General features: G+C 73.1%; 10 protein-coding genes and 2 rRNA genes. 6 read left to right on the forward strand and 6 right to left on the reverse strand.

What is annotated here, in order from left to right; all coding sequences use genetic code 11:
- Positions 1 to 16 precede the first annotated feature (16 nt).
- Positions 17 to 745, forward strand: a complete 729-nt coding sequence (locus tag AB0N76_RS03460) for a phosphoribosyltransferase family protein (RefSeq protein WP_363552677.1) — start codon at positions 17 to 19, stop codon at positions 743 to 745.
- Here AB0N76_RS03460 and AB0N76_RS03465 read toward each other — a convergent pair.
- The 3 genes from AB0N76_RS03465 to mtrA all read right to left on the reverse strand — a co-directional run bounded on the left by AB0N76_RS03465 (position 733) and on the right by mtrA (position 5,429).
- A complete protein-coding gene (locus tag AB0N76_RS03465) occupies positions 733 to 2,625 on the reverse strand; it encodes an LpqB family beta-propeller domain-containing protein (protein WP_363552633.1) in 1,893 nt (630 codons plus the stop codon). The genes AB0N76_RS03460 and AB0N76_RS03465 overlap by 13 nt on opposite strands.
- A complete protein-coding gene (mtrB, locus tag AB0N76_RS03470) occupies positions 2,600 to 4,639 on the reverse strand; it encodes an MtrAB system histidine kinase MtrB (protein ID WP_363552679.1) in 2,040 nt (679 codons plus the stop codon). Before mtrB ends, AB0N76_RS03465 begins: the two co-directional genes overlap by 26 nt.
- 112 nt (positions 4,640 to 4,751) lie before the next feature.
- On the reverse strand, positions 4,752 to 5,429 hold the full coding sequence (gene mtrA / locus AB0N76_RS03475) for an MtrAB system response regulator MtrA (protein WP_030247322.1): 678 nt from the start codon (positions 5,427 to 5,429) through the stop codon (positions 4,752 to 4,754).
- A 287-nt stretch (positions 5,430 to 5,716) separates the two neighbouring features.
- Here mtrA and AB0N76_RS03480 point away from each other — a divergent pair, with 287 nt between their 5' ends.
- The 5 genes from AB0N76_RS03480 (at position 5,717) to AB0N76_RS03500 (ending at position 11,262) form a co-directional block, all read left to right on the forward strand.
- Positions 5,717 to 6,916, forward strand: coding sequence for a hypothetical protein (locus tag AB0N76_RS03480; RefSeq protein WP_363552635.1), 1,200 nt, complete (start codon positions 5,717 to 5,719; stop codon positions 6,914 to 6,916).
- 5 nt (positions 6,917 to 6,921) lie between these two features.
- The gene (locus tag AB0N76_RS03485; protein WP_363552637.1) at positions 6,922 to 7,593 is read left to right on the forward strand and encodes a DUF4129 domain-containing protein; all 672 of its coding nucleotides are present in this window, start codon (positions 6,922 to 6,924) and stop codon (positions 7,591 to 7,593) included.
- On the forward strand, positions 7,590 to 8,828 hold the full coding sequence (locus tag AB0N76_RS03490; RefSeq protein WP_363552639.1) for a DUF4350 domain-containing protein: 1,239 nt from the start codon (positions 7,590 to 7,592) through the stop codon (positions 8,826 to 8,828). Before AB0N76_RS03485 ends, AB0N76_RS03490 begins: the two co-directional genes overlap by 4 nt.
- A 98-nt stretch (positions 8,829 to 8,926) precedes the next feature.
- Entirely contained in the window at positions 8,927 to 9,856 is a 930-nt protein-coding gene (locus AB0N76_RS03495) for a MoxR family ATPase (protein ID WP_363552681.1), read from the forward strand.
- A 95-nt stretch (positions 9,857 to 9,951) separates the two neighbouring features.
- Positions 9,952 to 11,262: a DUF58 domain-containing protein gene (locus AB0N76_RS03500; protein WP_363552641.1), complete on the forward strand. Its 1,311-nt coding sequence runs from the start codon at positions 9,952 to 9,954 to the stop codon at positions 11,260 to 11,262.
- Here AB0N76_RS03500 and AB0N76_RS03505 read toward each other — a convergent pair.
- From AB0N76_RS03505 to AB0N76_RS03515, 3 genes are all read right to left on the reverse strand, one after another.
- Positions 11,240 to 12,466 (reverse strand): Cmx/CmrA family chloramphenicol efflux MFS transporter, encoded by a 1,227-nt coding sequence (locus tag AB0N76_RS03505; RefSeq protein ID WP_363552643.1) that lies wholly within the window; start codon positions 12,464 to 12,466, stop codon positions 11,240 to 11,242. The two genes, AB0N76_RS03500 and AB0N76_RS03505, sit on opposite strands and share 23 nt — an antisense overlap.
- Positions 12,467 to 12,736: 270 nt before the next feature.
- Positions 12,737 to 12,853, reverse strand: a 5S ribosomal RNA gene (gene rrf, locus AB0N76_RS03510).
- Between the two features lie 86 nt (positions 12,854 to 12,939).
- Positions 12,940 to 14,111 (reverse strand): 23S ribosomal RNA (locus AB0N76_RS03515); the annotation flags it as partial.

The following is a 14,111-nucleotide window of genomic DNA, read 5'->3' on the forward strand; positions in this document are numbered from 1 at the left end:
CGGACTGCTCGACGTGCTGCTGCCGGCCCACTGCGCGGGCTGCGGCGCCGAGCACGGCCAGCTCTGTCCGGACTGCCGGCGCGCCCTGGCCGGCGCCGTGCCCGGCCCGGTCGCCGCCCTGCCCTGGGCGCACGCCGCCGCCCCCTACACCGGCCCGGTCCGCCGGCTGCTGCTCGCCCACAAGGAACGCGGCGCGCTGCGACTGGCCGCCCCGCTCGGCGAGGCGCTGGCCCGGGCGGTGCGCTCCGCGCTCGGCCCGCCCGCCGACCCGGCCCCGCTGCTGCTCGTCCCGGTGCCCTCGGCCCGCGCCGCCGTCCGGGCCCGCGGCCACGACCCGACGCTCCGGCTGGCCGGCGCCGCCGCCCGCGCGCTGCGCCGGGAGGGCCTGGACGTCCGGGCCGCGCCGCTGCTGCGGCACGCCCGCCCGGTCGCCGACCAGGCCGGGCTCTCCGCCGCCGACCGGCGGCGCAACCTGCACGGCGCGCTGACCGTGCCGCCGCTCGCCCACCGGCGGCCGGACGGGCGCCGGGTGGTCCTGGTCGACGACCTGGTGACCACCGGCGCGAGCCTCGCCGAGGCCGCCCGGGCGCTGTCCACCGCCGGCCTGCCGCCCGGCGCGGCCGCCACGGTGGCGGCCGCCGTCCCGCACCGGGACCGCCGTCCGGCCGGGCCGGCCGGATCACCCGGTCGGCCGGATCAGCCGGGTCGACCGGATCAGCCGGATCGGCCGGATCAGCCCGGGTAGCCGAACGCCGAGACCTTGTACGTCAGCCCCAGCTCCCGCCACTGGTTGTTGACCAGCCGGTACGGCTTGCCCTCCGCCCCCTGCAGGGCCAGCACCGGCGGCAGCGGGCTGCTCCCGCGCGACTCCGAGGCCACGGCCGTGACCATCTCCCCGCCGCTCTGCAGCCGGGCGTCCGAGTTCTGCGAACCGTCGGTGCTGATGTAGTGCAGCTGCTGCAGCTTGCCCTGCTCCTTGCCGAGCACCAGCAGCTGGTCGGCCTCCGCCCAGGAGACCGAGAGGACCTCCTGGAACAGCGGATTGGCCAGCCGCAGACCGGTGATCTTCGCGGTCGGCGCCTCCTTGGTGCCGCCGTGGACGATCAGCCCCAGCCAGAGCCGCTGCTCCTTGCTGTCCTTGCCGTCCTTCAGCAGCAGCGCGACCCGGACACCGTCCGAGGAGACCTTGATCCCCTGCACGGAGCGCCCGTTCAGCTCGTCCACCGGCAGGGTCACCGGGGCCTGCTTGTCGCGCACCATCAGCACCCGCGGGTTCTGCGGGTCACGGTCCACCACGTAGAGGTCCCCGCGCCCGTCCCAGGTCGGCGAGACCAGCCCGTCCTCGACCTTCGCGCCCGGCCGGCTCGGCGAGGTGAGCAGCGGCTGCGGCATGCCCGGCACGGTCTCCGACAGCGGCACGGTGTAGAGCTGGTGCCCGTCCCCACTGATCGCCGCGGCGCGGTCGCCGTCCCGCGCGACCGCCACCGCACCCAGCGGCTTCCCGTTCGCCTGCGGCCGGCCCAGCGGCCCGCGCACCTGCTCGCCGAGGCCGTCGCTGCCGCGCTGCGCCTCGTACAGCACACCGTCGTCGGCCCGCTGGTAGAACTGCCGGTTCGCCATCTGACCGACCAGCGCGCCGGGGCCGGTGTACGGCTCGTCGCTGCGGCTCGCCTGGCAGCTCGGACCGCCGCTCTTGCTCTTGAGCTCCAGCCGCTCCACCTGCCCGGTGCCCTGGTCGGCGAGGGTGTAGAGGAGCTGGGTGGCCATCCGCCGGCAGGCCGTCAGGCTGCCGAGGTCGGCGTGGTCGAGCAGCACGTGCCCGGTCCGGCCGTCGTCCAGGCTCACCGACTCGACGGACGCGCCGGCCGGGAAGGCCGACCGGACGACCGGCCCGAGCCAGGTCGACGGACCGGCCACCAGGGCCCTGGCCGCCGAGCCCAGCGGGTCTATTCGGCGGCGCAGGTAGATCGGGTCGGCGATCAGCACGTCCTGGCTGGTCGCCGCCGCGCCGGCGGGCGCGGACGGGTCGGGCGCCGCGTAGAAGAACCGGTCGACCTGGCGGTAGCTGTTGCGGAAGGTGACCTCGTTGAGGATCAGCCCGTCCGGCAGCTTGTCGATCCGCCACTCGCCGCCCTTCTCCCGCACGAAGGTGAAGTTGTACGGGTCGGGCGTCTGCGACCGCGGCGATTCGATCGTGTAGGACTGCCGCTCGTCCACCCGGGAGACCAGCTGACCGCTGATCGGGATGGTGATGTCGACGTCCGCGTCCGTCACGCCCACGCTGTAGCGCGTCGGGCCGGCGGCGAGCACCTGGATGCCGGCCTCCGGGTTCCAGCGCACCCGCGCGGCCGGCGTCAGGTACTTGCGCGCCGTCTCGTAGTTGTCATCGGCGGCCAGCGAGTCCAGGAACCCGGTCAGCAGGTCGTACGGCTTGGCGTCCTTGCCCGGCTCCACCGGGTAGACCCTGACCTGCAGGTTCTTGTCCGCCGAGCTCTTCGACAGCTCGACCTTGGTGATGCCGCCGGAATCCGGCATCCCCGCGCAGCCGGTCACCAGCAGGGCGCCCAGCAGGGCACCGACCACCCAGACCGGCCGCGGCTCAGTCCTGCCGCTGGTCCTTCGCACGCTGCGACCCCTCCGTGTCCGTTCCACCCGTGCCGTCCGCCCCGCCGATGTCGTCCGGCCCCGCCGTCCGCTGCGCCACCGGCGGCCGGTACGGCGTCGGGTCCACCATGACCTGGGCCCCGGTCGCACCGTACCCGGCGCCCACCGGGCGCACGTCCGACGGGTCGGAGCGCGGCCCCTCGGGCAGCCGGGGCGAGCCGAGGCCCGGCCCGATGCTCAGCACGCCGCCCAGGCCGCTGCCGAAGCCGCCCCCGGAGGCGTCCGGGGTCTCCGCGACGGCGACCGCCGAGTCCTCCGCCGCGGTCAGCGCGGTCGCTCCGCCCGGCCGGATCGCCCGCCGGTACGGCGTGCCGTAGGTGCCGAGGCCGCGGTTGTTGCGCGAGTCCTCCGGCTCCAGCCGGAACGGCGCCCGGCTGATCTCGCCGCCGCGGGTGCGCGGCAGGGTGAGCCGGAAGTGCGAGCCGCCGCCCGGCTCGCCCCAGGCCTGGAGCCAGCCGCCGTGCAGGTGCGCGTCCTCGACGGCGATCGACAGGCCGAGGCCGGTGCCGCCGGTGGTCCGCACCCGGGACGGGTCGGCCCGCCAGAACCGGTGGAACACCCGGGACGCCTCGCCCGGCTTGAGGCCGATGCCGTAGTCGCGCACGCCGACCGCGACCGCGCCGTCCTGCGAGCCCAGCCGGACCACGACGTCGCGGCCCTCGCCGTGCTCCAGCGCGTTGACCACCAGGTTGCGCAGGATGCGCTCGATCCGCCGGGAGTCGACCTCGGCCAGCACCGGCTCGCCGTCGCCGCGGATCACCACGGCGCTGCCCTTGGCCTGGGCCAGCGGATCGGCGGCCTCGACCACCCGGCCGACGATCTCGCGCAGGTCGACCGGCTCGGCGTCCAGGATGGCCGCGCCCGCGTCGAAGCGGCTGATCTCCAGCAGGTCGGCGAGCAGCGACTCGAACCGGTCCAACTGGCCCTGGAGCAGCTCGGCGGACCGGGCCGCCATCGGATCCAGGTCCTCGCGGCTGTCGTAGATCAGGTCGGCGGCCATCCGGACGGTGGTCAGCGGGGTGCGCAGCTCGTGCGAGACGTCCGAGACGAAGCGCCGCTGCACCCGGGACAGCTCCTCCAGCTGGCGGATCTGCGCCTGCAGGGCGTTGGCCATCCGGTTGAACGATTCGCCGAGCCGGGCGATGTCGTCCGTCCCGGTGACCTTCATCCGCTCTTCCAGGTGCCCGGCGGCCAGCCGCTCGGAGATCCCGGCGGCCATCCGGACCGGGGTCACCACCTGGCGCACCACCAGCCAGGCGATGCCGCCCATCATGATCACCACGAACACGCCGGCGGTCGCCAGGGTGCCGGTGACCAGACCCAGGGTCTTGGTCTCCTGGCCGAAGGAGAAGACGAAGTACAGCTGGTAGTCGTCGCCGCTCGGGCTGACGAACTGCTGGCCGAAGACCAGCCCGGGCTCGGTCTCGCCGCTGCTCTCCACCGAGCGGTGGATCACCGTCGGCTGGCTGAAGGTCTGGCCGGGCTCCTGCGCCACCCTGGCCTTCAGGGTCTGCGGGATGCTGTCCGGCGAGATGTCGCCGGAGTAGCGCGGGCCCAGCCCGGCCTTCTCCGGCTGCACCGACCGGCCGCTGGCCGGCACCGTCGCGATCACCGAGTAGACGCTCTGGCCGCTCGCCGCGAGGTCGCCGACCTGCCGGAGCAGCCAGGTGCCGGTCTCCTCGGTGGTCGGGTCGGTGCTCGCGCCGACCCGCAGCCGCAGGTCCTTCGCCTCGTCGATCTTCTTGAGCTGGGTCTGGAAGCCCGCGAGCGCCTGGTCCCGGGCCGCCGACCGCTTGGTCTCCAGCAGCCCGGTGCGCACCTGCGCCACCACGACGACGCCCAGCACCAGCACCACCAGGACCGACAGCAGCAGGGTCGCCGCCACCACCCGCAGCTGGATCGAACGCCGGTAGAGCGCCGCCACCCGGTGCACGGGCCGGCGCAGCTGACGGGTCACCGGCGCGAACAGGGCCAGCAGCCGGCGCCGCCGACGGCTGCGGACGGTCGAGCTCAGCACGTCCCCGCGCACGGCGTCGCCCCCGTCGGTCGCGGAACCCGACGGGGTCTCGTCAGCCTGGTACGTCACGTCAGCTGGGCCCGGCCTTGTAGCCGACGCCGCGGACGGTCACCACGATCTCGGGGCGCTCCGGGTCCTTCTCGATCTTGGAGCGCAGACGCTGCACGTGGACGTTGACCAGCCGGGTGTCCGCCGCGTGCCGGTAGCCCCAGACCTGCTCCAGCAGCACCTCGCGGGTGAACACCTGCCAGGGCTTGCGCGCCAGCGCGACCAGCAGGTCGAACTCCAGCGGGGTCAGCGGGATGCCCCGCCCGTCCCGCTTCACCGAGTGGCCGGCCACGTCGATCACCAGATCGCCGATGGTCAGCTGCTCCGGCGTCGGCTCCTCGGCGCGGCGCAGCCGGGCGCGCACCCGGGCCACCAGCTCCTTGGGCTTGAACGGCTTGGTGACGTAGTCGTCGGCGCCCGACTCCAGGCCCACCACGACGTCCACCGTGTCGGTCTTGGCGGTGAGCATGACGATCGGAATGCCCGACTCCGCCCGGATCTGCCGGCAGACGTCGATGCCGTCCCGACCGGGCAGCATCAGGTCGAGCAGGACCAGGTCGGGCTTGGTCTCCCGGAAGGCGGCTAGCGCCCTGTCCCCATCCGCGACGAAAAACGGCTCAAAACCCTCACCCCGCAGCACGATGCCGAGCATCTCGGCCAGTGCGGAGTCGTCATCAACGACGAGGACGCGTCCCTTCATGGGTCCATCTTCTCATTACCGGATTGTGACCTGCCGCACAGCAGTCCCATTGCTCCAGAACGGCCAACTGGTGATCCACCGAATTCCGGCCATACCGGGCGAATGCCCTCCACCGGCCACCGCCCGGACCCCTCGGGAGGGCCCACGAACCGTCCGCGGCCGCGCTGTTGCCGTACAGCAACCGGATCCCCCTGGGGAGCGTCCGACCACCATGGCACGATGGGCGCTGCGCCCGCGTGAAGATCCACCCGGCGCCGCGAACCCCCGACGCCCTCCGAGGAGCAGTGATGACCGACACCCCGGGCTGGGCCTCGCCCAGCTCGTCCGAGCCGCCCCGCGACGCTGCCCGGCCCGCGGCCGACGCGCCCGCCACCGTGCCCGGCCAGTCGGTACCGTCGCACGACGCCCCGCCCGCCTGGGGCACCGCCCCCGGCACCCCGCAGCCCCCGTACGGCCAGCCGGCCGGCTACGGACAGCCCGGCCCGTACGGCGGCCCCGGCGGCCAGTACGGCTGGGGCGTGCCGCAGAGCCCCAAGCCCGGCGTGATCCCGCTGCGCCCGCTCGGCCTCGGCGAGATCCTCGACGGCGCGGTCTCCACCGTCCGCAAGCACTGGCGCGTCACCCTCGGCCTCTCGTTCGGCGTCGCGGTGGTCCAGCAGGGCGCCTCGCTGGGCGCCCAGCTCGCCGTCCAGGGCGACACCGGCGAGCTCACCCCGATCCTCACCAGCCTGGCCAGCCTGCCGGTCTCCTGGCTGCTCGGCGTGGTCGCCTCGGCGCTGCTCACCATGGTCGTCAGCCGCGCCATCCTCGGGCAGTCCGCCACCATCCGGGACGCCTGGCGCGACGCCCGGCCCCGGCTGCTCCAGCTCACCGGCCTCACCCTGCTCACCGGCCTGATCGGCATCGGCATCGTGCTGATCGGCTTCGCCCCGCTGATCGGCTACGCGCTGGCCGGCTCGGTGGAGCCGGCGATCGCCTTCCTGCTCGGCGTGGTGGGCCTGCTCAGCATCCCGGTCGCGGCCTGGCTGCTGATGCAGTTCAGCCTCGCCGCCCCCGCGCTGATGCTGGAGAAGCAGGGCGTCGTCACCGCCCTCTCCCGCTCCCGCCGACTGGTCCGCGGCGCCTGGTGGCGGATCTTCGGCATCAACGTGCTCAGCCAGATCATCGCCGCCTTCGTGGCCGGTGTGATCAGCACCCCGTTCATGCTCATCGGCGTGGTGCTCGGCTTCAACGACCTCGCCCGGCAGGCCGACGCCGGCCAGTCCGGCGCGATGCCCACCGCCATGCTCGTCACCATGGCGATCGGCGGCGTCATCGCCGCCACCGTCACCGTCCCGTTCACCGCCAGCATCGGCGTGCTGCTCTACGTCGACCAGCGGATCCGCCGCGAGGCCCTCGACATCGAGCTCGCCCGCGCCGCCGGCCTGCCCGAGTACGGCGGCACCGGCTGGGGCGGCAAGGCCGGCCCGAACCCGGCGGGGTTCTGAGCCCGATGCCGAACTGGGGGGAGATCGTCGTGACCGCGGGTGGGGCCCCGGTCACGACGCCGCGCGACGCCGCCCGGGACGCGGCCCGCGACGAGCTGCTCAAGGCCGACTACCACCGCCACGACCCGAGCCTCCAGGAACGGGTCGTCGACTGGATCATGGACCGGATCGACGAGGCGCTCGGCGCGCTCGCCGGTGACGGCACCACCGGCACCACCGGCCTGATCCTCTTCCTGGTGGTCGCCGTGGTGATCGGCGCCGCCCTCTGGTGGCGCCTCGGCGCCCCCAAGCGGGCCGCCCGCACCGACCTCGGCGTCTTCGGCACCGTCGGCCCGCGCAGCGCCGCCGAACACCGGGCCGACGCCGAGCGGCACGCCGCCGCCGGCCGCTGGGCCGAGGCCGTCCGCGAGCAGATGCGCGCCCTGGTCCGCGGCCTGGAGGAGCGCACCCTGCTCGACACCCGCCCCGGCCGCACCGCCGACGAGGCCGCCGCCGAGGCCGGCCGCGCCCTGCCCGAGCACGCCGCCGCGCTCACCGCGGCCGCCCGCGCCTTCGACGACATCGCCTACGGCGAGCGCACCGCCGACCAGGCCGCCTTCCAGCTGCTGCGCGACCTCGACCGGACCCTGGAGCGCGCCCGCCCGGTCCTCGCCCCGGCCGCCGGAGGAGCCGCATGACCAGCGCCACCCCCGTCGACATCCCGGCCGACGCCCCCGCCGACGCCCCGACCGAACCGGCGCCCGCGCCCCGCACCAGCCTCGCCCCCACCGGCCGCGGCCTGTGGCGCCGCGGCCGCTGGTACCTGCTCACCGTCGCGCTCCTGCTGCTCGCCGCCGTCCTGCTGGCCGTCGTCAACCAGGACCGCCAGTACCCGCCGCTCGACCCGCGCTCCTACGACGCCACCGGCAGCCACGGCGTGATCGCCCTGCTCCAGCGCGAGGGCCTCAAGGTCGACATCACCGCCGACCCCACCGGCCGCCCCACCGGCGCCGACACCCTCGTCCTGCCCGAACCCGACCTGCTCACCCCCGAGCAGCTCGCCGCCGTCGCCGCCGCCAAGCACAGCCGGCTGGTCCTGGTCTCCCCCGGCCCCGCCGCGCTCAGCGCGCTCGTCCCCGGCGTCCGCACCTCCGACGAGAACGGCGGCATCCCCTACGCCGGCGTCCGCAGCACCGAGGCCCAGTGCTCCCTCCCGGAGGCCGTCCGGGCCGGCACCGCCCACCTCGGCGGCCTGCTCTACACCACCGGCAGCCGCGGCGAGGGCTGCTACCGGCGCGGCCACGGCTACCCCCTGGTGACCGTCGCCACCGGCCGCGGCACCGACGTCGTCGTCCTCGGCAGCGGCGACTTCCTCACCAACGAACTGCTCAAGAAGGACGGCAACGCCGCCCTCGGCCTCGGCCTGCTCGGCGCCCAGCCGCACCTCACCTGGCACCTGCCCGACTACACCGCCCCGATCGCCGAGGGCGGGCAGAAGAGCTTCCAGGACTACATCCCCGAGGGCTGGACCTGGGCCGGCTACCAGCTCGCCGTCGCCGTGCTCCTCACCGCCCTCTGGCGGGCCCGCCGACTCGGCCCGGTGATCAGCGAGAACCTGCCCGTGGTGGTCCGCGCCGCCGAGACCACCGAGGGCCGCGCCCGCCTCTACCGCCGGGCCAAGGCCCGCGGCCGCGCCGCCGACGCCCTGCGCCGCGCCACCGCCCACCGCATCGCCCCGGCCCTCGGCGTCCCGCCCGTGGCCGGCGCACCCGACCCCACCGCTCTCTGCGCGGCCGTCGCCGACCGCCTCCCCGAGCGCCCCGCCGGGGACGTACGGGCCCTCCTGTACGGCCCGCCCCCGACCGACGACGCCGCGCTGCTGCGGCTCGCCGACGACCTCGACGCCCTCGAAAGGCAGGTACGGAAGCCGTGACCGAACAGGCCACCGCCCAGCTCCGCATCACCCCCGGCACGGCCCCCGCCACCCCCGGCAGCACCACCGACCCGCGGGTCGGCGACCCGCGCGAGGCGCTGACCGCGCTGCGCGCCGAGATCGCCAAGGCCGTGGTCGGCCAGGACGCCGCCGTCACCGGCCTGGTCGTCGCCCTGCTCTGCGGCGGCCACGTGCTGCTCGAAGGCGTCCCCGGCGTGGCGAAGACCCTGCTGATCCGCACCCTCTCCACCGCGCTCAGCCTGGAGACCAAGCGCATCCAGTTCACCCCCGACCTGATGCCCGGCGACGTCACCGGCTCCCTCGTCTACGACGCCCGCACCGCCGAGTTCTCCTTCCAGCCCGGCCCGGTCTTCACCAACCTGCTGCTCGCCGACGAGATCAACCGCACGCCGCCGAAGACCCAGGCCGCCCTGCTGGAGGCCATGGAGGAGCACCAGGTCACCGTCGACGGCGAACCGCGCGCCCTGCCGGTGCCGTTCCTGGTCGCCGCCACCCAGAACCCGGTCGAGTACGAGGGCACCTACCCGCTGCCCGAGGCCCAGCTCGACCGCTTCCTGCTCAAGCTCGTCCTGCCGCTGCCCGACCGGGACCAGGAGTTCCAGGTCCTCGCCCGGCACGCGGCCGGCTTCGACCCGCGCGACCTCGCCGCGGCCGGCGTCCGCCCGGTCGCCGGCCCCGGGCACATCGCCGCCGCCCGCGAGCAGATCGCCAAGCTGACCGTCTCCCCCGAGGTCCTCGCCTACATCGTCGACCTCTGCCGGGCCACCCGGCAGTCGCCGTCGCTGTCGATCGGCGTCTCCCCCCGCGGCGCCACCGCGCTGCTCGGCGCCTCCCGCGCCTGGGCCTGGCTGGCCGGCCGCGACTACGTCACCCCCGACGACGTCAAGGCCCTCGCCCTGCCCACCCTGCGCCACCGGGTCGCGCTGCGCGCCGAGGCCGAGATGGAGGGCGTCACCGCCGACTCCGTCATCCAGGCCGTCCTCGCCCAGACCCCGGCCCCGCGCTGACCCCGCTCCCGCGCTGACGCCCCTCCCAGCGCCGACGCCGAGCCCGTCGCTCCCCTCTCCGGCGCCTCGCCGGCCCTGACGAAGGAACGCACCGCATGGCCCTCACCGGGCGAACCGCCCTGCTCGCCGCGCTCGGCGCCCTCGTCACGGGCCTGCTGCTGCCCTCCTGGGCCGGGATCGGCGCCGTCACCGGCGCCGTCCTGCTCGGCGTCCTGGTCGACCTGGTGCTCGCCGCCCCCGTCCGCAGCCTGCGGATCACCCGGGGCGGCGACACCACGGTCCGGCTCGGCGAGCCCGCCACCGTCGAACTGACCGTCACCAACCCGGCCGGACGCCCCCTGCGCGCCCGGATCCGCGACGCCTGGGCGCCCTCCGCGTGGCGGCCCGGCACCGAACTCGCCGCCTCCCGGCACACCCTGCGCGTCCCCGGCCACGAGCGACGCCGCGTCACCACCGTCCTCACCCCGACCCGGCGCGGCGACCACCACGCCCACAAGGTGACGGTCCGCTCGCTCGGCCCGCTCGGCCTGGCCGGCCGCCAGGGCTCCCACCTCGTCCCCTGGACGGTCCGCGCCCTCCCCCCGTTCACCAGCCGCAAGCACCTGCCCTCCCGGCTCGCCCGGCTGCGCGAACTCGACGGCCGCACCTCGGTCCTGACCCGCGGCCAGGGCACCGAGTTCGACTCCCTGCGCGAATACCTGCCCGGCGACGACGTCCGCTCCATCGACTGGCGGGCCAGCGCCCGCCGCAACACCGTCGCCATCCGCACCTGGCGCCCCGAGCGCGACCGGCACATCCTGATCGTCCTCGACACCGGCCGCACCTCCGCCGGCCGCGTCGGCGACGCCCCCCGCCTGGACGCCTCCCTCGACGCCGCGCTCCTGCTCACCGCCCTCGCCACCAAGGCCGGCGACCGGGTCGACCTGCTCGCCCACGACCTGCGCAAGCGGGTCTCGGTGGCCGGCCGCTCCCCCAACGAGATCCTCCCGGCCTTCACCTCCGCGATGGCCGTCATGGAGCCCGCCCTCTACGAGACCGACATGCGCTCGCTGGTCGCCACCGCGCTCAAGATGGCGCCGCACCGCTCGCTGATCGTCCTGCTCACCGGTCTCGACGCGGCACCCGCCGAGGACGGCCTGCTCCCCCTGCTCCCGCTCCTGACCAAGCGCCACGAGGTCGTCCTGGCCTCCGTCGCCGACCCTCGCCTCGACGAACTCGCCGCCGGCCGCGGCACCGTCGAGGCCGTCTACGGCGCCGCCGCGGCCGAACAGACCCGCGCCGACCGCCGCCTCACCGCCGACCGCCTCACCCGCGCCGGCGTCACCGTCCTCGACGCCCCACCCACCTCGGTAGCCCCCGCCCTCGCCGACACCTACCTCGCCCTCAAAGCCGCCGGCCGCCTCTGAGGCAAGGCGTGATCTCCGAGGAACGCGCTTCCCCGTGCCCTGAGGAGAGGGAGCCCGCGATCACACCGCGCGAGGGGAACGCGACAAGCAGCGCGACCAGGACGAGGAGTCCGCTCACCCAGAGCGGCCCGAGGTCCCCGGCCGCCGTGCCGAGGGTCGTCGCGGCGATGAGGGGCCCCGCGACAGCGCCCACGTTGAGCGCGGCCGTCGCGTAGGAGCCGGCCATGGTCGGCGCTGCCGCCGCCTCGTAGAGCACCCGCGTGATCAGCGTGCTCCCCAGCGCGAACGACAGCGCGCCCTGGACGAACACCAAGGCGAGCAGAGCGACCGGCCGGTCCGCCAGCAGGGCCAGAGCCGGCCAGCCCACCAGCAGCAGCGGACCGGCGACCGCGACGACCGAACCGGGGTGCCGGTCGGACAAGCGGCCGGCGACGGTCACCCCGGTGAAAGAGCCGGCGCCGAAGAGCACCAGGGCGACGGAGATCCACAGCTCCCCCAGCCCTGCGGTGTCGGTCACGACGGGGGCGAGGAAGGTGAAGCCGGCGAAGGTCGCCGCGTTCACCACGACACCGAGCAGCATGACCAGGAGCAACCGCGGCCTCTTGAGTTGCGCGAGTTCCGATCGCAGTGCCGCCCCGTCAGCAGCGGCCTGCCGCAGACGTCGTGCCGGAATCCCTTTGACGATGCCGACGGCCGCCGGCAGACAGAGAACAGCGATGGCCCAGAACGTGGCCCGCCAGCCGAACAGCGTGCCGAGCACCGACCCCGCCGGCACACCGGCGACCGTGGCCACCGTGGTGCCCGACAACAGCACGGCGAGCGCACGTCCCTTCCTGTCGGGCGGGACCAGCGTGGTGGCAGTCGTCAGCGCAACCGCCAGGAACCCCGCGTACGCGAGTGCCGCGGCCACCCGGGTCACGACCAGGACCGGGAAGCCCGAGGTGGTGGCGCCCACGACGTGGGCTGCCAGGAAGACGAGGACGAACCCCAGCAGGCTGGACCGTCCGGGCCGGTTGCGGGCGAGCCCGGCCATCAGCGGGGCACCGACGACCATGCCGATCGCGAAGGCCGAGGTGAGCACGCCTGCCGTCCCGACCGTCACGTCGAGGTCCGCGGCGAGGTCCGGCAGGAGGCCGGCGAGCATGAATTCCGAGGTGCCCATGGCGAAGACCGCCACGGCGAGCAGATACAGCGGGAGGGGCATCGAGTGGCTCCGAGGTGAGGAGAAGCACGAGAAGGTCATCTCGTCACCGCGGTCAGCACCCAGGGACGCCTCGTCCGGCCGCAGGAGGCGGCGGGACGGCAGGGCTACGAACTCAGTGGTTCAGGGGGCTGACGGCGTGACCGAAAGCCCCCACCGTGTCTGACTCCGGACTCGACATGGCCCGCACGATACCACCCAGGCCCCGGACAAGGGCCGGAAATGCAAAGAACCCCCATCCGGATCCCGGATGGGGGTTCTTTGTGAATGATTGTTCGGCGGCGTCCTACTCTCCCACAGGGTCCCCCCTGCAGTACCATCGGCGCTGTGAGGCTTAGCTTCCGGGTTCGGAATGTAACCGGGCGTTTCCCTCACGCTATGACCACCGAAACACTATGAAACTGTCAACCGCACCCACCCCAGACTTCCCGGGCGGGGGTCGTTGTTTCAGAACAACACAGTGGACGCGAGCAACTGAGGACAAGCCCTCGGCCTATTAGTACCGGTCAACTCCACCCCTCACAGGGCTTCCATATCCGGCCTATCAACCCAGTCGTCTACTGGGAGCCTTACCCTCTCAAGGAGGTGGGAGTGCTCATCTCGAAGCAGGCTTCCCGCTTAGATGCTTTCAGCGGTTATCCCTCCCGAACGTAGCCAACCAGCCATGCCCTTGGCAGGACAACTGGCACACCAGAGGTTCGTCCGTCCCGGTCCTCTCGTACTAGGGACAGCCCTTCTCAACACTCCTACGCGCACAGCGGATAGGGACCGAACTGTCTCACGACGTTCTAAACCCAGCTCGCGTACCGCTTTAATGGGCGAACAGCCCAACCCTTGGGACCTACTCCAGCCCCAGGATGCGACGAGCCGACATCGAGGTGCCAAACCATCCCGTCGATATGGACTCTTGGGGAAGATCAGCCTGTTATCCCCGGGGTACCTTTTATCCGTTGAGCGACGGCGCTTCCACAAGCCACCGCCGGATCACTAGTCCCTACTTTCGTACCTGCTCGACCCGTCAGTCTCACAGTCAAGCTCCCTTGTGCACTTACACTCAACACCTGATTGCCAACCAGGCTGAGGGAACCTTTGGGCGCCTCCGTTACCCTTTAGGAGGCAACCGCCCCAGTTAAACTACCCACCAGACACTGTCCCTGATCCGGATCACGGACCCAGGTTAGACATCCAGCACGACCAGAGTGGTATTTCAACGACGACTCCACAACAACTGGCGTTGCTGCTTCAAAGTCTCCCACCTATCCTACACAAGCCGAACCGAACACCAATATCAAGCTATAGTAAAGGTCCCGGGGTCTTTCCGTCCTGCTGCGCGAAACGAGCATCTTTACTCGTAATGCAATTTCACCGGGCCTATGGTTGAGACAGTCGAGAAGTCGTTACGCCATTCGTGCAGGTCGGAACTTACCCGACAAGGAATTTCGCTACCTTAGGATGGTTATAGTTACCACCGCCGTTTACTGGCGCTTAAGTTCTCAGCTTCGCCCCGACGAATCAGAGCTAACCGGTCCCCTTAACGTTCCAGCACCGGGCAGGCGTCAGTCCGTATACATCGCCTTACGGCTTCGCACGGACCTGTGTTTTTAGTAAACAGTCGCTTCTCGCTGGTCTCTGCGGCCACCCCCAGCTC

The organism is Kitasatospora sp. NPDC093806 (assembly GCF_040683335.1).
Classification (GTDB): domain Bacteria; phylum Actinomycetota; class Actinomycetes; order Streptomycetales; family Streptomycetaceae; genus Kitasatospora.